Raw genomic sequence first — 18,504 nt, 5'->3', positions numbered from 1 at the left:
GTGGTCGCCCTCAGAATTTGGCGGTGGCGCCGATGGTGACCGTACGGCCCCAGGTTTCGAATCCGGCCAGCGCATCGCCGCGGCGGTTCAGGTTCGCCTTGTAGACGGCGTCGCCCAGGTTTTTACCCTCGATGAACACATTGACGCTCTTGTTGATGCTGTACGAGAGCGACGCCGAAATCCAGGTGATCGGGTCGGCGATCTTGGCCATGCCGCCGTACGACTCGCGCACTTCGACCGTGCGGCCGGTGTAGTCGAGCGCGATCTGCGCATTGATCTTGTCGTCCTCGTACAGCAGCGCCGCCGCCGACGAGGTGCGCGCCACGCCTTCCAGCGGACCCACCTCGACGCCGCCCACTTGCGACTTGGTCCTGGTGTAGCTGTATTTATAGTTCACGCCAAAACCGTTCGAAAACAGGTGCTGCACGCCCAGTTCCAGCCCGCGCACTTTGGCGCCGTCGCCGTTGATCGGATGGATCACGGTGTACAGCTGGCCCGGCACGCCGATGTCGACGTTCTCGTCGCGCGCATAGGTAACGAAGTTCTTGATGTTCTTCCAATAGAGCGCGCCGGTCAGCATCGACTTGGGGTTGTAGTACCACTCCAGCGACAGGTCGCCCTGGCGCGCTTCGACCGGTTTCAGGTGGGCGTCGCCCTGCACGCTGATTTCCCAGATGCGGTTGACCGAGCCGTCGGTGGTCAATGGCGCAAGCTGGTCGAGGGACGGGCGCGCCATGGTCCTGGCCAGCGCAAAGCGCGCCAGCAGGTTTTTCTGCGCCCAGTAGCCCAGGTTCAGCGATGGCAGCAGCTTGCTGTATTTGCCGTCGACGATCTCCTGCGTCGGCAGGCTGTAGCCGATGGTCGGGCTGGAAGTCGGGTCGTTCGGCGTCAGGTCGGTAATCGTGAGCACGCGCCGCACTGCGCTTTCCGACGTGGTGTTGGTGCGCACCCAGCGCAGGCCCACGCTGCCGAACAAGTCGTCGCCGGCCAGTTCCGCCGACACGTAGGAAGCGAGCGTCTTCTCGGTCACGTCGTACGACGACGTCGGATTGAAGGCGGGCGTCATCAGCGCCGCGTTGTAGAAGGTGCCGGTCGGCTGGCCCAGCGCATCGATGATCTCCTTGCCATCGAGCGCCTTCATCGCATTGAAGTATGCCGGCAGGTCGAAGGTGCCCAGGGCGCCAGGAAAACTGCCGCCCCCATGGCGCATGAAGTCGCGCGGCGTGACCGAGCCGATGACATTCGCGCCCAGCGACGCAAAAGTGTGCTGGTAATTGCAGTACTGGCAGGCGTAATCGAGATTGTCGAAGGTGCTGCGCGTCTTGGCGCGCCTGGTGGTGCTGGCGCCGAAGCGCAGGCTGTTCAGGAAACCTTTGTCGAGTTGCAGCTTGCCGGCCAGCGCAGCGCCATCGACCGTGTCCTTGATGTTGGTGCCGTCCAGCTGGGCCCAGTGCAGCGCGTAGTCCTTGTCGCCCAGGGTTGGCGCGGCGGCCGCGAGGTCACGCCCGTCGGCCAGGGTCACGCGCATATCGGGCAAGCCATCCTTGATACTGTAGTAACCGGTATGGTCGCCCGGGATGCCGGCCACCGCCCAGCTGTTCTTGCCGCCCGAATCGCGCCTTGCGGTCGAGCGGTACACATCGCCCGTCAGTTTCAGTGCCTCGCCCACCTTCCACTCGCCGTTCCAGCCGATCTGGCCGCTGTTGACGACACGGTTGTCGGTGCGGTTGATGATTTCGGGCGTCAGATGCCTGACCGTCATGCCGGTGACCAGATTGTCCTTGATGACCACATCGCTGTAGCGGCCCTGCGCATGGTCCACGAAATACGACTGGTTGTAGCCGGTGGACGGCGCATCGAGCCTGGTGGCCAGCACGTCGACGGCCATGCGGATATCCTTGTTCGGCTTCCATTCGATGGCGCCCGACAGCGCGCCGCGCTTCTTCTCCTGGTCCAGGGTGCCGACCGAAAAGCAGCAGGGCGCCAGCAGGTCGCGGCCATCGGGCGAATCGACCTGGTTGCCATCTTTATCCAGGCTGCCGTGCAACGTGGTGTAGGCGAATTCGTTGAGCGTGTCCGAGCGCGTTTTGCTCTTGCCCAGCACGAGGCCGAGCTGCACGCCGATGCGGTTGTCGTCGTAGGTGTTCTTCACCACGCCCGAAATTTTGCCGCCATGCTTGCGCGACAGGTCGTTGTAGTCGCTCTCCACGCGCCAGTTGGAACGGAAACCTGGCGTATCGAGCGGGCGCGCCGAGCGCAGGTTGATCGCGCCGCCGATGCTGCCCTCGATCTGGGTGGCGTCGGCCGACTTCATCACGTCCGCGCCGGAGATGGTCTCCGACGGCAGCACGTCGAAAGCGAATTCGCGCCCGTCGCCATCGGTGGCCAGGGTGCGGTTGTTCAGGGTGACGATGCTGTAGGCCGGCCCCAGGCCGCGCACATTGACGTACTGGCCTTCGCCGCCGTGCGTGCGCGAGACGGTGATGCCGCTGATATGCGAGAGCGAATCGGCCACATTATCGTCCGGGAAGCGGCCCAGGTCTTCGGCGGTGATGGTGTCCATGACGATGGCGGCGTCGCGCTTGCGTTCGCGCGACTTGGCCAGGCTGGCGCGGGTGCCGCTCACGGTCACCGTGGCCGCGGCCGGCACGCCCGGATCGGCCGCTGGCGCAGCCACCGGCGGGGGCGCTTCCTGCGCGCTGGCGCTGCCATACAGCGCCAGTTCGATTGCCACAACCATGAGCGTGCGGCTGAACCTGCTTCCATTTCTGATAATCATCGGCCTGACCTTTTGCAGTGGAGAAAAGATGAGGCAATACTAATGCAATCAATTCGAAAGAACAAGAAACTTTCTAATACTTTCGTAATGTCGTTTTCGATCAACGCGAAAGCGAAAGTGGGGCGTCTTCATGCGTGAAGGGTAGGGGCGGGCGTGACGCGCGCGCAGCCGGCAGCGGCGCGGGTCGGAACGGCAGGGGAGAAAAACGGGTGAAAAGGCTGCGGGAAGGCATCCGCCTTGGCGTCCGCCTTGGCGTGCACCTAGGCCAGCACGACCTCGACGCCTTTTTCGATCAGGGTATCGACCACGTGCTGGTCGGCGCCGCGATCGGTGATGAGCATGTGGATCTCGTCGACGCGCGCGATCACCGACAGCGTGCGGCGCATCAGTTTGGACGAATCGGCCACCGCCACCACGTGGCGCGACACCTTCATCATCTTCGCATTGAGCTGCGCTTCGAGCAGATAAGGCGTCATCAGGCCGATTTCGGGATCGAGGCAATCGACGCCGAGGAACAGGCGGTCCGCCTGCAAGTTCTCGAGCGAGGCTTCGGCCTGTGGTCCGGACAGCGAATACGAGCGCGAACGCAGCTGCCCGCCCAGCATGATCAGGTTCACGTGCTGCACATTGGCCAGGAGGACCGCGATATTGAGCGCATTGGTGATCACGTTGATGGAGCTGAGCTTCATGCCGCGAATGAGCTTGGCGATTTCGGCCGTGGTGGTGCCCGAATCGAGGATGATGGTGTCGCCGTCGGCGATCAGGCGCGCGGCGGCGGCGGCGATGCGCTTCTTCTCGGCGTGGTGCTGGTTTTCCTTGACGCTGATCGGCAGGTCGTCGCCATCGCGCTGCACCAGCGCGCCGCCGTGGGTGCGCACCAGGGCGCCGACGTCTTCCAGCGCCTTGAGGTCGCTGCGGATGGTGACGACCGATATGCCGAAGCGGGCCGACAATTCTTCGACCGTGACCTGCTCCTGCGCTTCGACCAGTTCCACGATCTGGCGGCGCCGTTCGGCGAGCAGGCGGCCCTTGTCGGCGCTTGGGTTTCGTTCCGGCGCTGCGCCGATGGAATTTTCCATTTCTTGTTTCGCTTTGTTTCGAGTTGGCACCGGACCATTATAAAACGGAATGCACCGCAAGGGTGCGCCGGCGCCGGGCTGCTCGGGTCAGCAATGCTGCCAGAACTTCTCGTTCCATGGTCGGAAGTCCATTTCACTGGTCCACGCGGTACGCGGCTGGCGATGCAGGCCGAATACCGCGTCGGCCAGGTGGCGTGGCTCCGCTTGGGTGTAGCCGGCCTCGAACACGTCCGAATCCTTGACGTCCGCATCGATCACCACGTGCGCCACGTGAATCCCCGAGGGCCATACCTCGCGTGCCAGCACCTGGGCCAGCGCGCGCAGGCCAAATTTGCCGACCGCCAGATTGAGGTGGTCTTCGCGCCCGATCAGCGACGAGGTCGACCCGGTGAGGATGATGCTGCCGCGCCCCAGCGGCACCATCATCCGGGCCGCCGCCCGCGCCACGATAAAGCCGCCCAGGCAGTTCTGGCGCCAGCTCTCTTCGAACGCCGGCACTTCGGTACCCATCACCGTGCCCGGGCAAAAACCCTGCACCGCGTACACCACCAGGTGCGGCGCGCCCAGTTCCGCCGTTACCGTGGCCAGCAAAGCGGCCACCGAGCGTTCGTCGGTGGCGTCGCAGCCGTAGGCGTTGACCTGCCCACCATCGGCGCTCAGTTCATCGACCAGGTCGTCGAGCCGCTCGGCGTTGCGCGAGGCCAGCGCCACGCGCATGCCGGATGCGGCGAAGCGGCGCGCCAGTTCGAAACCATACCCCGGGCCGACGCCGACGATCAGCGCCGTTTCGGTCGACGCATCGCGTTCGCTCTCGTAGGCGGCATGGATTGACAGGGCGCTGTCCGGCGGCGTAAGCGGGCTTGCGCAATCGGCCTTGATGCGCTGCGGCTGGCGGCGGCGGTTGTTCGAGACCGGCACGCGCCGGCCAAAACGGTAGAAGAGCGCGACCGGGCCAACCGAGAATTGTCGCCAGCTCTTCAAACTTCTCCACAGCCGCATCATTGGAGCGGCAAACAACGCCGGCCTCACTTCGGGTAGGTTGGTAGACAAGATGGCGCCTTTGCTTGAAGGTTTAGCCCAAACCGCGGGTTTGTATTTTCAACAATACAAGCAAAAGAACCTTCTTTCAATAAATGAATATATTTTTATAACATCGGGTGCGGTTTTGACAACGGTTTCAACATCCGCATCGTGGCGTGCGTCGGCCCATGCGATCCGAACAGCACCGGCAAGCCGGTCAGCGCCTCGAGCTGCGCCACGAACGCTGACGCATCCGCCACCGGCTCGCCCGCATAGTGCGGCCTGGCGCGCGCCAGCAGGTGACCCAGCCGCTCCTGGTGCGCCAGATCGTGCGCCGCACCGGGCAGGATGGCCTCGATCCGCCCCGACACCGGATCGCGCGCGCACAAGTCCCCGGCCGCATCGCCATCCTCGTACCCGCCGCACCAGCGCAGATGCGGTTCGCGCCCGAACACGTCGAGGTGGCTCACCAGCAGGCCGTCGAGCGGCCCCGCAACCTGCAGCGCGTAGCGCAGCAACAGCGCGTCGGGGTGCCCGCGCCGGAAGCGGCCTTGCCAGCCGCCCGAGGCATTGTGCGGTTCGGGCAGGTGATCGAGGCGCGCATCGTGCGTCGGCAGCGGTCCGTTTCCATGGCGCGTCATGTACGAGCGCAGGATGCCCAGATGTTCGATCCGCCCATGCTGGCCGGCGTCGCTCGCCACCGCTTCCACCGACGCCGGGCCGATACTGCTCCACGTCGTATGCGGATGAAAACCACGCCATTCGTCGAGCAGCACGCCCTGCGCGCCTTCGAACAGCACGCAGCCCGGCAAGTGCAGCCGCTGCGCGACCTGCGCGCGCGCGGCCGGCGGCGCCTGGCGCGTCAGCTGCGCCACCTGGTCCAGCCAGCGCGCGGCCATGCCTGCATCGTCCAGCACCGACAATTCGGCCGCATAGGCATCCTGATTGGCTAGCTCCGCGCACCGCTCGCTAAAACCCGCGCGCAGCGTACGCCGCATCAACTCCAGTTTTGCCATTGCCAGCGCCGGCTGCGCCAGGTCCGCATAATGGACAATCTGCTCAGGGTGATCGATGCCGTGGCCGGCTGTCTCGCCCACGCCCACGCCGCAACTGCCGTGCGCCTGTGCACCGCGCTGCAATTCACGCATGCGCCCCGCAGCCTGGTGATACGGCGTGGTGACCCGGCAGCGGCCATCGATCAGGATGCGGCGCAGGGCGTCATTCACGCCCGCCCGGCGCAGGTAGGCGTCTTCCACCAGCAGCGCGGTCGGATGCACGATCACCGGAAAGGCGAGCAGGGTGACCGTGCCCGGCACGAAGCTGCCCGCGCCGAACTGCGCGAAGGTGTGATGCCGCCCGTCGGGCAACATCACATTGTGGCCGGCCTGGGCGCCGCCATTGAAGCGCACCACCGTATGCGCGCCCCATTGACGGCACAGGTAATCGGTAAACAGGCCCTTGCCGCAATCGCCAAAGCCAAGCCCCAGCAGGGACACCAGACGGGTCGAAGACATGGGCATCCTTACGCGAACATGCGCTTCCACCACGCCGACGGCGTTGCCGGCGTGCCCGCCGCCGGCACGTGCACGCGGCTGGCGGCGTCCGGATCGAGCAGGTCCGCATACGGACGCAGGGCGCGCACGATGGCCGACACGCGCTGCGGCTCGATGGCGTTGGCCGACAGGGTGGACACCAGCGTATCCATGTCGGGAATGGCGCGCTCGGTCAGGCCGACGATGGCGGCGGCCACCGCGCAGGCGTCGCCCGGTTCTTCCATGCAGATCACATGGTCGCCCAGCAGCTCGCGCCAGCGCTTTTCGCAGCGGCCGCGCCGGCCCAGGTCGGGAATGAGGAAAAACACGTGATACGTTTCGGCCGCCGCCGCAATCGCTTCGGCGATCGGCACGTCCTCGTCGAGCGTGTCGCCCACCAGGCTGCCGATCTGATGGCGCGACACCGCCGGGTAAGGCAGCTCGTCGCCGGTGATGAACAGGTAGCCCTTTTTGCGCCGCTTGACCCAGCAATCGATGTCGGTGTGCTGCGCCACCATATAGAACGCCAGCTCGTAGCTTTCTTCGCCGCTGCCACCGCCGCCGCCTTCCAGGTAGCTCCACGTGAGCCACTGGTCCATCAGTTCCGCAGTCGATTCGAACTGGCCGATCTGCAGCGGCGCACGATCGGACGTTGCGTCGCCAATGGCCATGAACAGCAGTTGAGGATCGGGCACGCCGACCGCGCCCAGCAGCGCCATGAAGGTCGGCAGCTCTTTGGTGGCCAGGCTTTGCGGAATATCGCCCATGGAACCGGTGACGTCGAGCGCGAACACGATGCCCAGTGAGTTGGGATGATCGACGCTGTCGCGCGATTCGCGCATTTTCAGGCCGTTGGGGTTCATCAGCGCGTGGCATCCGCGCTGGGTGAACACCTCGGAGCGGGAGGCCGACGCGCGGTCGGCGACCAGGGCTGCGTGCGCAGCGTGGGAGTAATTACCTTGACCCATGATGGTTCCTTTATTGGTTTAGTTAGTTTAGTTGGACGGGGTGGGACTGAAATCGATGAATCTGGCCGGGCCGAACGCGTCTTTCGCCGCGCCGCCGACGGCCCGGCGCATGCCTTCCGCGCCGAGTGACGCGCACCATGCGGCGTCCTGGCTGGCGCGTTCCAGCACCCACGCCAGCGCGGCCGGCGTGGCGCTTGAAAGAACCGGCTCGCCCGCAGGGTCGAACCAGTCGGACAACATCGCCCGCATGGCCCAGGCCAGTTGCACCAGGTCGCGCGCCTGGGCGGCGCGATCGTGCCTGCGGCTTGCGCCGGACCAGCCGATGATCAACACGCCATGGTCGGCCGGATGCACCAGCAGGTGCTCGGGCGAGAGCCGGCCATGGCTCCAGCCGCCGGCGTGAACGTAGGCCAGCACTTCCAGCACGCGGCGCCACATCCACACCGCATGGCGCGCGTCGATCGCGCGCCCGTAGGCCAGTCGCACGTCGGCCAGGCTGCCCCAGAAACCGGTGGGGTGGCGCAGCACCAGCACGTCGCGCTGTTGGCCGTCCGCGCTGGCGCTGCTGCCCACGGCGACCGCTTGCGGCAGGCGCTGGGTAAAGTAGGCCGCGCCGGGCAGGTCGTCGGCCTGTAACTGGTCGAGGATGGCCTTTTCGCGCGCCAGTTGGCCGGCCGGGGCGCCGGCGTGGGCGATTTTCAGCACCACGCGCTGTGGCACGGCGCCGCTGCGATTGGCCAGCGCCACGCTTGCGCTGCCGCCGGCACCCAGGTGGGCGATGGTGTTGTAGTGCTGCCCGCCGCAGGCAATATCGGCGGCCGCGTCGCCGGCGCGCGAGCGAAGGTATGCCGCATGAAAATCGGCGGCGTGCACCAGCTCTTCGCTGTGCGTCACGTCCGCCCCGCAGTAAGTGCAGGTGACGATGCGCCACAGCGCCTGCCGGGGCAAGGGGCTGCCGCACTGGGGGCAAAGGAGGGTGAGCGGCGTCATGTGGGAATCAAGCCAGGATGCGTTTTTTCTCGGCGTCGAATTCGGCGTCGGTCAGGATGTTTTGTTCGCGCAGCGCCGCCAGGTCGCGCAGCAGGGCAATGCGCTCGCCGTGGGCGGCGGGTGCGATGGTCTCGCTCATCTGGCCGATGCTCGCGCCAAGCGCGCCGCCCAGGGCCAGGCCCATGCCGGCGCCCAGCACCGTGCCTGCGCTGCCCTGATTGCCGGCGGCGGTCTGCAGCACGTCGAAACGGCGCTCCTGCTGGTAGTCGAAGCCGACGATGTTCATTTCGGCGCGCCGCGCCAGCGCCGCCTTGAGCGTTTGCACGGCGGGATCGGCCTCGGGCACGTTGATCGATTCGATGTGAAATTGGGTCAGCGCCACGCCGTAGAGGGCCATGTCAGGCGCCAGCGCGCCCTTGAGCGTGTTCGAGAGCGCATCGAGCCGGGTCGAGATTTCCAGCACCGAGACGCCGCTCTCGCCAACCGCGCCGGCAATCGCCGTTTTGATGCGGGTGGTGTTCATGGCGCGGAAGTACTCGGCCAGGGTGGCGGCGTCCATGCTGCGCGCGGTGCCCACCAGCGACATCAGGAACAGTTTGGGATCGTCGATCCGGATGCCGTACTGCCCGAACGCGCGCACCGGCACCATGATGCCGAATTTGGGATCCTGCAGCTGGATCGGATCGGGCGTACCCCAACGCACATCGAGCGTGCTGGCCAGGTTGACGAACCAGACTTCGGCCGAAAACGGCGACTGGCCGCCGAACGGCAAGCCCACCAGCTTGCGCAGCAAGGGCAGGTTGCTGGTCGAAAGCGTGTGGCGGCCGGCCCCGAAAGGCCCTTCGTACACGCCGTCGCGCACCACGAAGGCCACTTGCGACTCGTTGACGATCAGCTGCGTCCCGGTCGACAACTCCTGCGAGGGGTACTTCCATGCCAACTGGCTCGGGCTGCCGTCCCACTTCACCCTGTCGATAATGGCCATGATCGTATTCTCCTTGGTTGATTGCTTACAGGCCGCGCTTGAGCAGGCCCAGACGGTCGCGAAATTCCGGTCGCAGCCGGTACAACTGCGCCGGGCGGCTGGGGCTCGACGTGTCCATCTGTCCCTCGGCCGCTTCGAGTACATCGAGTTCGGCCATCTTGCGGCGAAAACTTACCTTGTTCAGCGCTTCGCCCATCAGCGCTTCGTACACGCGCTGCAGTTGCGGGAGCGTGAACAGCTCACCGACCAAAAAGCACGGCAGCGACGAATACTGGCTCTTGCTGCGCAGCCGCTCGACAGCCGCCGCCACGATCACGCCGTGGTCGAACGGCAGGGTGTGCAGGCGGTCGACGCCGACCAGCTTCACGCCGGGGTGGCCCGCCGCCGTGATGACGGCGTGCGGCACCAGCGCGTAATACGCCAGCGACACCGACCAGCCACGCGGATCGCGCGCCGCGCCGGTAAACGCGGCCAGTTGTTCCAGATAGGGCACGTCGATGCCGGTTTTGGTCTTGAGCACGCGCAGGGCGGCGCCGTAGCCGTCGAGGTCCTTGTCGGCATGGATGTAGCCGCCGGGGAGGGCGGCCACGCCCTTGTACGGTTCGCGCTCGCGCTTGAGCAGGGCGACCGACAGGCCGTCGTCGCCAAGGGTGAGCAGGACCGTGTCGACGGTGCAGATGACGTCGTTCGGGTAGTGCTGCGGTGGGGGTATGAGGTTCTCAGGCATGGCTGGATTATACTTAGTTTCAAAATGAATCCAAGTACTTTTTACTATTCACCTTGAGATCGCTTCATTTTAAGGTGTTAAATGCATTTGTGACCGAAGATGGTGCGTGCTGAGGAAACGTGCGGAGGCGACGTCCGGCGCAAGGCGCCGATGCGGTTGGGGAAGCGCGCCCGCGCGGCTACGCGTACAATACGGCCCATCCTTCACTCCACATGCAACCAGCCGTATGCACAACATCGACAACAACTCGGGCGACTACGCCTTGCTCGCGCGTCAGGTCAGCAGCATCCTCGAAGGCGAGCGCGATCTGACCGCGAACGCCTCGCAATTTTCCGCCCTGGTGTATTCCGCCATTGCGGACCTGAACTGGGCCGGCTTCTACCTGCTCCGTCCGGGCAAGAAGGGCGACGCCCAGGAATTGCTGGTCGGCCCATTCCAGGGCAAGGTGGCGTGCGCGCGCATTCCGCTCGGGCGGGGCGTGTGCGGCACCTCCGCACAGGAGCGCCGCACCATCGTGGTCGCCGACGTGCACGCGTTCGATGGTCATATCGCGTGCGACAGCGCCTCCAACGCCGAAATCGTCATCCCGCTGATCAAGGATGGCCAACTGTACGGCGTGTTCGACATCGACAGCCCGCTGTTGAACCGCTTTACCGAAGAAGACCGCGTCGGCCTCGAAGCGATGGTCAAGGCCTTCCTCGACGCGACCGACATGCACTGATTTCAGAATCGTGGCAACCGGTCCAGCGTGATCACGTTGGGGTGGTTGTACACTTTCTGCTTGTGCGCATTGGTGTTGTAGTACTCGCCGGTCCAGAAGTTGTTCGGACTGGTCACGCCGGCCGGCCCGTCGCCATCGTTCCAGACCATGAATCGTAAATATCGTGGCTGACGATGTCGACCATGTCGTCGCCCGGATACCACGCCGGATCCTGCCCGTTCCATACCCAGATCAGGTTATGCAGGCCACGCTGGCGCACCAGGCGCTCGAACATGTGGCGCCATAACAGGATGTTGGCCTACGCCTGCGGCACGCCGTCGGTGCGGGTGCGCCCCCACCAGAGATGGAGAGACCACGATAACGCGCTGCGCGCCGCTTTTCAACGAAGACCCGTATTGACGGACTTCTTTAGCCAGCGGCGCGCAACTCGGGCGTCACTCGCGCAGCACCTCGACGGTACACTGATGGCACAGGCCTTGATCGTCCAGCGCCGCCCTCACATAATCGCGGCAACGATTGCACCGGTGCGGACGCACGGTCGGCTTGCCGGCGCGGACCGCCCCCGCATCGCCGGCCGGTCCGGCTTCCCACGCGTCGAGCGCATTCGCATGGTCGTCCGGCAGCACGAAACAACCGGGGAAGAGGGCGCGCAACTGCTCCTCGCCGAGCGGGTCGGCACTTGCCCCGAAAGCCAGGCACACCGGCGTGCCCTTGTCGACCAGAGCGCGGGCGCGTTCGACCAGCGCTTGCAGCGAGCGGCGCCAGGCCAGCATCGATTCGGCCTGGCGCAGCGCCGCGTCCATGGCGGGCGGCGCATCCTGTGCGGGCAGCGCGTGCAGCAACAGTGACGCCTTGGGATGGCCGGGCCAGGCCAGGTACGCCTCCTCGCAGGCGAACGGCATCACCGTCGCCAGCATCTGCGCGCACAGCAAAAACGATTCGCGCAGCGCCCATTGCGCGCTCGCCAGGTCGGCGCTGCCGTCGTTTGCGCAGTACAGGGTGCGCTTGGACAGTTCGAACCACTCCGAACTGGCCCACTGGCGGAACTGCGCAAGGCAGCTCAGCGCCTGGTAGAAGCGCCCGCCCTCCATGCATGCATGCCATTGGCTACGCGCTTCCTGTAGTTTGTGCAATGCCAGCCGGTCGAGCTCACGCAGCGCGGGCGGGCGCGCGGCGTCGGCCCGGTTTTCCATGTTCGCCAGGTGAAAGCGCAGGAAGCTGCGCCAGTCCTTGGCGTCCTGGGTCGCCTGTTTGAGCGACGTGCCGGACCACTTCATTTCGTCGCCCACATCCTGGCTGCACACCCACAGGCGGAACACATCGGCGCCCGAATGCGCGAACAGCGCGCCGCTGTCGGGCGCGGTGCCCTTTTCCTTGGAAAACTTCATCCCTTGTTCATCGACCACGAAGCGATGGGTCATCACCTTTTTGAACGGCGGCAGGGGACTTTTGAAGGCATGCAGGAGGAACGACGATAAAAACCAGCCGCGCGTCTGGTCCTGGCCTTCGACCACCATGTCGGCCTGGGCGCCGCCGTCCTCGGCCGCGCTGTGCCACGCCGCCCCGGCGTCGAACCAGACATCGACGCTCTGCGCGCTTTTGGTGTAGCCCAGCGGTGTCGCAAACGCTTGCCAGGCCTCGACCCCGTCGGTGCGCACCCGCTCGACCAGTTCGCGCCACATGGCGGCCGTATCGGGATGCAGCTCGCCGCTCGCTTCATGCCGGAAGAACGGCAGCGGCACGCCCCACAGGCGGTCGCGCGACAAGGTCCAGAAGCGGCGCGTGGACATCATCAGGGCCAGCGGCGCACGGGCTTTCTCGTCCGGCAGGAATACGGTGGCGTCCAATGCGGCCAGCGCGCGCCGCGCCAGGCCCTCGGGGCAGCCATCGAAGCCCTTGTGCAAGTCCAGCGCCCACTGCCCGCTGGCGCGGTAGAACACGGCCTTCTTGTGGCGCCAGCACATAGTCGTTTCGACGCTCTTGCGCTCCATGTGGACCAGCCGGCCGGCCTGGGCCAGCAGGTCGCACGACACCTGCGACGCCACTTCCAGCGTGGCGCCTTGCAGCGCGGCCGGCATCGGCACGTCGCCGACGTCCATCAGGCGGCCATCCTTGCCCACGTGGCAGTCGAGGCGCACGCCGTCGGTTTCGTGCAGCGCAAAGTCGTCCGGCCCGAACGCCGGCGCCAGGTGGACAAAGCCGGAGCCCTCGCTCTCACTGGCAAAATCCGCCGCCAGCAAGGGGGCCGCAAGCCCGGTAAGCGGACTTTCGGCGGCCAGCGACAAGTCGCGCAGCCCGGCAAAGTCCAGCGCACCATCGAATTCATGGCCGGTATGGCTGAACATGGCCGGATAATCGCGCAGCAAGCGTTCGCGCGCCTGCACGGCGAGCACCACCCGCATGCCACCGGCGAGCGTGGCGACGCTCAGCGCACCTGCCTGCGGGTGGCCGAAGCCGGCATTGGCCCACAGGGTCCACGGGGTGGTGGTCCACGACAGCAGATGCAGCGGGCCGTCCGGCCAGGCCGCGCCCTGTTCGCGTGCGCGCCGCGCCATCGCCTCGCACGACGCCGGCGCGAAGGGCACGCTGAAGAAGGTCTCCATGCGCTCCTTGCTGGTCTTTTCCAGTTCGCTGGCGGCCAGCGCGCTGCGGCATGCGGGGCACCAGTGCACCGGCGAGTGGCGTTCGACCAGCAGGCCGGCCTCCCACATCTCCTGCAGCAGCGACAGCGACGCCGCTTCGCGCGCCGGGTCCATGGTCAGCCAGGGCTGGTCCATCTCGGCCATCAGGCCCAAGCGCGACATGGCGCGGGCCTGCAGATCCTTCCAGTGCGTCGCTTCGTCGCGGCACTGGCGCATGAAGCGCAGCGGGTCCTGTTTGGCTTGCGGGCCGTGGCGTTTTTCGACCGCCAGTTCGAGCGGCAGTCCGTGGCAATCCCAGCCCGCGCGCCAGGTTACCGTGTGGCCGCACACGCTGGCGTAGCGCACGTGGACGTCCTTGAGCGTTTTGTTGAGCAGGTGGCCGAAGTGGGCGTTACCGTTGGCGTAGGGCGGGCCGTCGAGCAGCCAGTAGCGCGGCTGGCCCTGGCGTTCGGCGTCCACCTGCTGGCGCTGGCCGGTGGCGCGCCAGTGGGCCAGCAGGCGTTCTTCCATCGCCGGATTGGGCGTGTTCCAGAAGGCGGGCTGCTTCAGGCGCAGTGTGTATTGGGGTACGGCGGTAAGCACCGCGGGCGTGACGGTGGCGTGGTCGTGCGATGGGGAAAACGAGGTAGTCATGAAATGCTCCGATAAAGTCGGGAGCAAAGCTGGGTGAGACTTGCGCGGAACGCTTCGCGAATTGCCGCCAAGTGCTCGCTTGAAATTTATCCGACGACCGGCACACGAAAGCGAGCGACGCGTGCAGCCGCTCGGATAATTCGTGCAATACCTGCGCCCGCACGCAGGCCGGCGTCGGCGTTGCGTGCCGGGCGGGTGCGAAGGAGAGGGGAGGTGTGCGGGTTCATGGCTTCAATATATTGCACTTGCACATTTTGTGCAAGGCATACATGTAAGGGCCTGCATTTGAATTTGAAGGAGGCCGGGATCGGGGCGTTCTGACGCCCGCGCTTCGTCCGGACTGCCGGGAACGGCAAATCCGGACTGCAGTATGAGCATCAAACTGGCTTGGCTGGCTGGCGCGCCGCTTCCCGAGCCGCACGTTTTTCAGTGCTGCGCCAAAATCAGCGGTAATCAAGGAAAAATTTCTTTAGTATTTCCTCCGGTAGGTACTCCCTGGTTTGATTTGTAGGTGCCGACTTCAACCTCCGCGACGGTGATATTATGCACTGTGGCATAGTCGCTGGTGGCAGCACGTGTGAATGCACCTGATTCTCCATGGGATGGATGGTCGCTTTGCGCTTGATAATAGGTGGTCGCCTGCAATACGCCGGAACTCATTTTTTGGGTCATGTATTTAGCCATCGCGTTCTCCGTAAAGTCAATTGAAATAGAAAATCTAAATGTTTCTTATCCGTGCAACGAATGAATGATACATTGCGGGGATTGTTTCGCAACTTGCGGTCCTGAATGGCGATTTCCCGCTCGCTGCATGCTAAAAACCGGATAAGAATAGCGGTCGGACCCGCCACTCTTATCCTGCCAGTCCATCCGAATCAGCAATTTCGTGTGGATAGACAATCGCCAGCACGATTGTTACAGCAACGCTTCGTGTTGAGTGAGTACCAATTTGCTGGAGGTATTCGTCGAGGAAGCAATGAACATACCTGTTGCCGAATCGTAGGCGAGGGAGGCGGTGTTGTTACCACCACCAAAGACCACCTCTGTCATCGGCGACGTCACTTGGGTCACCACACTATTGCTGACAACCTGGGATGCCAGCCAGATATAGACCGTGGTATAAGGTGTCATGGTAGCAGTACTTTGGTACAGAACAGGAGCCGCCGATACCGCATTACCCAGGATCTGAGTCCCGTTCACCGTCGCATTCTGATATAGACCTACGGTCATATATCCTTGGCTTGATTGATATTGATTCAGCAAGGCAAATGCATTCGCGCTGCCACCAGAGCCCGGAGTGCTGATGGCGCCATCGGCTGCCAATGTATAGAGTGTCTCCATGGCAGCCGGAATGCCGGTCGATGACAATTGCGTCAGCTGTGCGCCATTCTGCACTTGCGCAGTGGAGGCATATACCCCGTAATTCTCTTCCCAATTTAGCGAATTGGCGGTCATAGGTTTGAATACTTGCCAGGCGACGTTTGGCGAATTGCCGCCCGAAGGCTTGGCAACGATAACATTAGTGCCTGTTATCCAGATGGTCTGCAACTGCGCGTTGGTAAATGCGAGATCTAATTCGTAGCTCATGATAATTCCTTTCGGTTTTTGCAATATATATGGAAAAACGGATAAAAAGATCAATCTGATCACATTCAAATGCCTGGAGTCATGACTATTCTCCGCAAAAAGATGAGTCTATTGTTTTGACCGACGCACAGCACCGGCCGGCTCAGCGCTACAATGTATTGGCGCCTGCTATTCCTTATTCAAGTTCCATGCCAGGCAAAAAGACGGCATTGGAGGCTGTTTTAGCGTTCAAAGCGTGTTAAACCGGTCATGTTGACACGTCAATGCGGCATCTCTTATGTGTCAACGTTTTGATTGTATAGTTGCACTGAAAACTCCCCCACTATCCCCACGAATTTGCAACTGAATCCGACCCACGTTGGCAGCACAATTCCCCCTCTCTCTTATCGGCAGGAGATCGGAGTGATCGGCAGCTACCACGATCGTCTACAATCGGGTTTTTCAAACAGATATTGCCCCCCATGACGTCACGCGACAACATCATCGCCCTCAACGCCCGTGCAATTGCAGCCGACACCGAATACCCCGAGCATTTCGATCTCGCTTTCGCCGCGCCGGATACGGCGCAAGAGATTGCGGCGCTCGAAGCGCTGTTGAACATCCGCATTCCCGACGAATTGAGATCGCTGTACCAGCAGTGCGGCGCGTTCCGGCATGTGCATTACGACGAAAGCTGCTCGCAAACCATCGCGCTCGATGCCGTCGGCGCCGTCCTGGAATGCCTGCGCAATCCCGGCCCCCGGTGGTACGGCTGCCATGCGGGGCAGGGACTGGTCGATTTTATCTACGCAAAATGGGGCGGCCGCACCGATCTCGACGACATTCTGAGCGAGGCGACCGTCAAGCTGGTCAACGACAACTACACGGGCTTCGGCTGTCGCTATATCAACGATGACGTGCATGATTATTGGTATTTCGACCGCAACGGCATGTTCGGCAACCTGCGTTTCGACCAGGACGAACTCGATTACAACAGCTGGAAAATCGAATCGCTGTGCGACGTGCTCCCGCCCGACGACCTTGTGTTCGATGCCGCACAGCGGCGCGCCTATGTGCTCGCCGAAATCGCCAGCTTCAGCGAACCGCGCGATACATTTCCCGGCATGACGCTCGCCGAGCTGATCGACGATCAGTTCGCGTCAATCGTCGCCGCCCTGTCTCCCGAGGCGGAGTAAGCCCGCCCGCCAGTGCCGCACCTCGCCGGCCGCACCTCGCCGCATGCTGCGGCGCGCCTTGACATTTTATGTCATGTATTTATACTTGTGACATAATATGTCTAAGACCCCATCAGGGATGATTGAATCACCGCACCGTGCAAGGAGCAAAACGATGGAAATGGCAATGAAACAGATGCTTGAAATTGAGCAGGCCCTGCTGCGCAGACCCGGCTCGGTCGGGGTCAGCAGCAACCTGCTGCCGCCGGACCAGGCCGATGGCGTGCCCGTCATGCGCATGACGATCGAAGGGCTGGAAGAGTTGCCGGTATTTATCACCGCCACCCCCAGCCAGGTGCTGTGCATCTGCTACCTGTGGACCGAAGCCGAAATCCGCCCCGAACGCCGCTACGAGATGCTCGAAGCGATGATGGACCTGAACATGGCCATTCCGCTGTCGAACTTCGGACGGGTCGGCGAACACTATGTCATTTTCGGTTCGCTGGCGCACGACGCCAGCGCCGACAGTATTGCAACGGATGTGGCGATGGTCGCCGACAACGCGTTTGAAGCCCTCGACGTCTTTTCTGAATTCTTAAAATAGGAGTCCATCATGGCTGTCTTTTCAAAAATCCTCACCATGCTGCGCGGCGACGTGCATTCGATCGGCCAGAGCATCGTCGATAGCAACGCCAACCGCATCTACGAGCAGGAAATCATCGAGGCCAAGGCCCACGTGGCCACCGCGCGCCAGGACCTGACCGCTGTCATGGCCAAGGAAATGCAGGCCACGCGCGAGATCGAGCGCCTGCAACGCGAGATGCAGCGCTACGAAGGGCTGGCCCTGGAAGCGCTGCAGAAAAACCAGTCCGCGCTGGCCGAGGAAGTGGCCGGCAAGGTGGCCGACATCGAAACCGCCCTGGCCGCGCAAACAACCGTGCGCGACGACCTGGCCGGCCACATCGCGCGCCTGAAAGACTTGATCCGCGGCGCCGAAGCGGTCCTGCGCGACCATGAGCGCGAACTGGCGATGGCCAAGACCACCGAGAGCGTGTACCGCGCCACGGCCACCATTTCGAACAGCATGGGCAGCGGCGGCTCGAAGCTGATGAGCGCGAAAGAGTCGCTCGAACGCATCAAGCAGCGCCACCAGGACACCGCCGACCGCATGCAGGCGGCCGACGCGCTCGACGGCGAATTCGGCGACAAGGCGCTCGAACGCAAGCTAGCCGCGGCCGGCATCGGCGCGACCTCGAACCGCACGGCCGAGGTAATGGCGCGCCTGCGCCAGCGCGCCGCCGACGTCGGCGGCGACAAGCCGGCTTGAGGAGGCGCGATGGTACGCAGTTCCCCGCGCTGGACCGGATCGGACGCCGCCTTGCGCTCGCTCCAGGTCGCTTTTGACGTCGAGAAGCAGGTGATCGACGCGGTGCGTTACGCCGCGTTCAAGAACCAGCTGTCGCCGTCGGACCAGATCCGCACCATCCTTGGCTTGCCATGCACCAGCAAACCGGTGCGACCGCGCCTGACCGTCTCGCTCAGCGACGCCGATTACGACATCCTGGCCGAGCGCTTCGGCCTGGCCGTGGACGACAAGCGGAAAATCAAGGAATCGTTGCACGAGGCTCTGATAAACTTTGCCAGACAACAACAAGCGCCTGACGGCGACCCACCCTCATCACCATGA

The 18,504-nt window shown here is 63.8% G+C and carries 17 protein-coding genes; 5 read left to right on the top strand and 12 right to left on the bottom strand.

Features of this window, described 5'->3' with window-relative positions; genetic code table 11:
* Window positions 1-10: 10 nt before the first annotated feature.
* The 8 genes from F0185_RS04945 to F0185_RS04910 all read right to left on the bottom strand — a co-directional run bounded on the left by F0185_RS04945 (window position 11) and on the right by F0185_RS04910 (window position 10,080).
* Window positions 11-2,740: a TonB-dependent receptor gene (locus F0185_RS04945; RefSeq protein ID WP_167222114.1), complete on the bottom strand. Its 2,730-nt coding sequence runs from the start codon at window positions 2,738-2,740 to the stop codon at window positions 11-13.
* Between the two features lie 299 nt (window positions 2,741-3,039).
* Entirely contained in the window at window positions 3,040-3,858 is an 819-nt protein-coding gene (gene agaR, locus F0185_RS04940) for a transcriptional repressor AgaR (RefSeq protein ID WP_167222112.1), read from the bottom strand.
* 87 nt (window positions 3,859-3,945) lie between these two features.
* Window positions 3,946-4,839 carry an SDR family NAD(P)-dependent oxidoreductase gene (locus F0185_RS04935; RefSeq protein WP_208296732.1) on the bottom strand — a complete coding sequence of 298 codons (894 nt, stop codon included), beginning with the start codon at window positions 4,837-4,839 and terminating at the stop codon, window positions 3,946-3,948.
* A 164-nt stretch (window positions 4,840-5,003) separates the two neighbouring features.
* Window positions 5,004-6,392, bottom strand: a complete 1,389-nt coding sequence (locus F0185_RS04930; protein WP_167222110.1) for an adenylosuccinate synthetase — start codon at window positions 6,390-6,392, stop codon at window positions 5,004-5,006.
* An 8-nt stretch (window positions 6,393-6,400) separates the two neighbouring features.
* Window positions 6,401-7,378: a VWA domain-containing protein gene (locus F0185_RS04925; RefSeq protein WP_166894382.1), complete on the bottom strand. Its 978-nt coding sequence runs from the start codon at window positions 7,376-7,378 to the stop codon at window positions 6,401-6,403.
* Between the two features lie 27 nt (window positions 7,379-7,405).
* Window positions 7,406-8,368 (bottom strand): inactive serine/threonine-protein kinase VRK3, encoded by a 963-nt coding sequence (locus tag F0185_RS04920; protein WP_167222108.1) that lies wholly within the window; start codon window positions 8,366-8,368, stop codon window positions 7,406-7,408.
* 7 nt (window positions 8,369-8,375) lie between these two features.
* A complete protein-coding gene (locus F0185_RS04915) occupies window positions 8,376-9,353 on the bottom strand; it encodes an SPFH domain-containing protein (RefSeq protein WP_167222106.1) in 978 nt (325 codons plus the stop codon).
* A gap of 25 nt (window positions 9,354-9,378) precedes the next feature.
* The gene (locus tag F0185_RS04910; RefSeq protein WP_167222104.1) at window positions 9,379-10,080 is read right to left on the bottom strand and encodes an NUDIX hydrolase; all 702 of its coding nucleotides are present in this window, start codon (window positions 10,078-10,080) and stop codon (window positions 9,379-9,381) included.
* Window positions 10,081-10,306: 226 nt separating this feature from the next.
* On the opposite strand from F0185_RS04910, the gene msrC reads away from it, so the two are divergent.
* Window positions 10,307-10,801, top strand: coding sequence for a free L-methionine (R)-S-oxide reductase MsrC (gene msrC / locus F0185_RS04905; protein ID WP_167222102.1), 495 nt, complete (start codon window positions 10,307-10,309; stop codon window positions 10,799-10,801).
* A 112-nt stretch (window positions 10,802-10,913) separates the two neighbouring features.
* On the opposite strand, the gene F0185_RS34355 is transcribed toward msrC, so the two are convergent.
* The 4 genes from F0185_RS34355 to F0185_RS04885 all read right to left on the bottom strand — a co-directional run bounded on the left by F0185_RS34355 (window position 10,914) and on the right by F0185_RS04885 (window position 15,663).
* Window positions 10,914-11,075, bottom strand: coding sequence for a glycosyl hydrolase (locus F0185_RS34355; protein ID WP_223164449.1), 162 nt, complete (start codon window positions 11,073-11,075; stop codon window positions 10,914-10,916).
* A 160-nt stretch (window positions 11,076-11,235) separates the two neighbouring features.
* Window positions 11,236-14,076 carry a class I tRNA ligase family protein gene (locus tag F0185_RS04895; protein ID WP_167222100.1) on the bottom strand — a complete coding sequence of 947 codons (2,841 nt, stop codon included), beginning with the start codon at window positions 14,074-14,076 and terminating at the stop codon, window positions 11,236-11,238.
* Between the two features lie 453 nt (window positions 14,077-14,529).
* Window positions 14,530-14,760 (bottom strand): hypothetical protein, encoded by a 231-nt coding sequence (locus tag F0185_RS04890; protein ID WP_166894402.1) that lies wholly within the window; start codon window positions 14,758-14,760, stop codon window positions 14,530-14,532.
* 231 nt (window positions 14,761-14,991) lie between these two features.
* Window positions 14,992-15,663, bottom strand: coding sequence for a hypothetical protein (locus tag F0185_RS04885; RefSeq protein WP_167222098.1), 672 nt, complete (start codon window positions 15,661-15,663; stop codon window positions 14,992-14,994).
* Window positions 15,664-16,124: 461 nt separating this feature from the next.
* Between F0185_RS04885 and F0185_RS04880 the strand changes: the two genes are divergently transcribed.
* The 4 genes from F0185_RS04880 (at window position 16,125) to F0185_RS04865 (ending at window position 18,504) form a co-directional block, all read left to right on the top strand.
* A complete protein-coding gene (locus F0185_RS04880) occupies window positions 16,125-16,838 on the top strand; it encodes an SMI1/KNR4 family protein (RefSeq protein WP_167222096.1) in 714 nt (237 codons plus the stop codon).
* 166 nt (window positions 16,839-17,004) lie between these two features.
* On the top strand, window positions 17,005-17,421 hold the full coding sequence (locus F0185_RS04875; RefSeq protein WP_167222094.1) for a DUF2170 family protein: 417 nt from the start codon (window positions 17,005-17,007) through the stop codon (window positions 17,419-17,421).
* 9 nt (window positions 17,422-17,430) lie between these two features.
* Window positions 17,431-18,144: a PspA/IM30 family protein gene (locus F0185_RS04870; protein ID WP_167222092.1), complete on the top strand. Its 714-nt coding sequence runs from the start codon at window positions 17,431-17,433 to the stop codon at window positions 18,142-18,144.
* Window positions 18,145-18,153: 9 nt separating this feature from the next.
* Window positions 18,154-18,504: a hypothetical protein gene (locus tag F0185_RS04865; RefSeq protein WP_167222090.1), complete on the top strand. Its 351-nt coding sequence runs from the start codon at window positions 18,154-18,156 to the stop codon at window positions 18,502-18,504.

This window comes from Massilia rubra (assembly GCF_011682065.1).
Taxonomy (GTDB): domain Bacteria; phylum Pseudomonadota; class Gammaproteobacteria; order Burkholderiales; family Burkholderiaceae_D; genus Telluria_A; species Telluria_A rubra.
This window is presented reverse-complemented; position numbering and strand designations above follow the sequence as displayed.

Bases quoted from the DNA above. Each gene is read 5' to 3' on its own strand.
- F0185_RS04870 (WP_167222092.1), top strand. From the start codon at position 17,431: ATGGCTGTCTTTTCAAAAATCCTCACCATGCTGCGCGGCGACGTGCAT.
- F0185_RS34355 (WP_223164449.1), bottom strand. From the start codon at position 11,075: ATGTTCGAGCGCCTGGTGCGCCAGCGTGGCCTGCATAACCTGATCTGG.
- F0185_RS04915 (WP_167222106.1), bottom strand. From the start codon at position 9,353: ATGGCCATTATCGACAGGGTGAAGTGGGACGGCAGCCCGAGCCAGTTG.
- F0185_RS04895 (WP_167222100.1), bottom strand. From the start codon at position 14,076: ATGACTACCTCGTTTTCCCCATCGCACGACCACGCCACCGTCACGCCC.
- F0185_RS04920 (WP_167222108.1), bottom strand. From the start codon at position 8,368: ATGACGCCGCTCACCCTCCTTTGCCCCCAGTGCGGCAGCCCCTTGCCC.
- F0185_RS04875 (WP_167222094.1), top strand. From the start codon at position 17,005: ATGAAACAGATGCTTGAAATTGAGCAGGCCCTGCTGCGCAGACCCGGC.
- F0185_RS04930 (WP_167222110.1), bottom strand. From the start codon at position 6,392: ATGTCTTCGACCCGTCTGGTGTCCCTGCTGGGGCTTGGCTTTGGCGAT.
- F0185_RS04865 (WP_167222090.1), top strand. From the start codon at position 18,154: ATGGTACGCAGTTCCCCGCGCTGGACCGGATCGGACGCCGCCTTGCGC.
- msrC (WP_167222102.1), top strand. From the start codon at position 10,307: ATGCACAACATCGACAACAACTCGGGCGACTACGCCTTGCTCGCGCGT.
- F0185_RS04925 (WP_166894382.1), bottom strand. From the start codon at position 7,378: ATGGGTCAAGGTAATTACTCCCACGCTGCGCACGCAGCCCTGGTCGCC.
- F0185_RS04945 (WP_167222114.1), bottom strand. From the start codon at position 2,740: ATGGTTGTGGCAATCGAACTGGCGCTGTATGGCAGCGCCAGCGCGCAG.
- F0185_RS04890 (WP_166894402.1), bottom strand. From the start codon at position 14,760: ATGGCTAAATACATGACCCAAAAAATGAGTTCCGGCGTATTGCAGGCG.
- F0185_RS04880 (WP_167222096.1), top strand. From the start codon at position 16,125: ATGACGTCACGCGACAACATCATCGCCCTCAACGCCCGTGCAATTGCA.
- F0185_RS04885 (WP_167222098.1), bottom strand. From the start codon at position 15,663: ATGAGCTACGAATTAGATCTCGCATTTACCAACGCGCAGTTGCAGACC.
- F0185_RS04910 (WP_167222104.1), bottom strand. From the start codon at position 10,080: ATGCCTGAGAACCTCATACCCCCACCGCAGCACTACCCGAACGACGTC.
- agaR (WP_167222112.1), bottom strand. From the start codon at position 3,858: ATGGAAAATTCCATCGGCGCAGCGCCGGAACGAAACCCAAGCGCCGAC.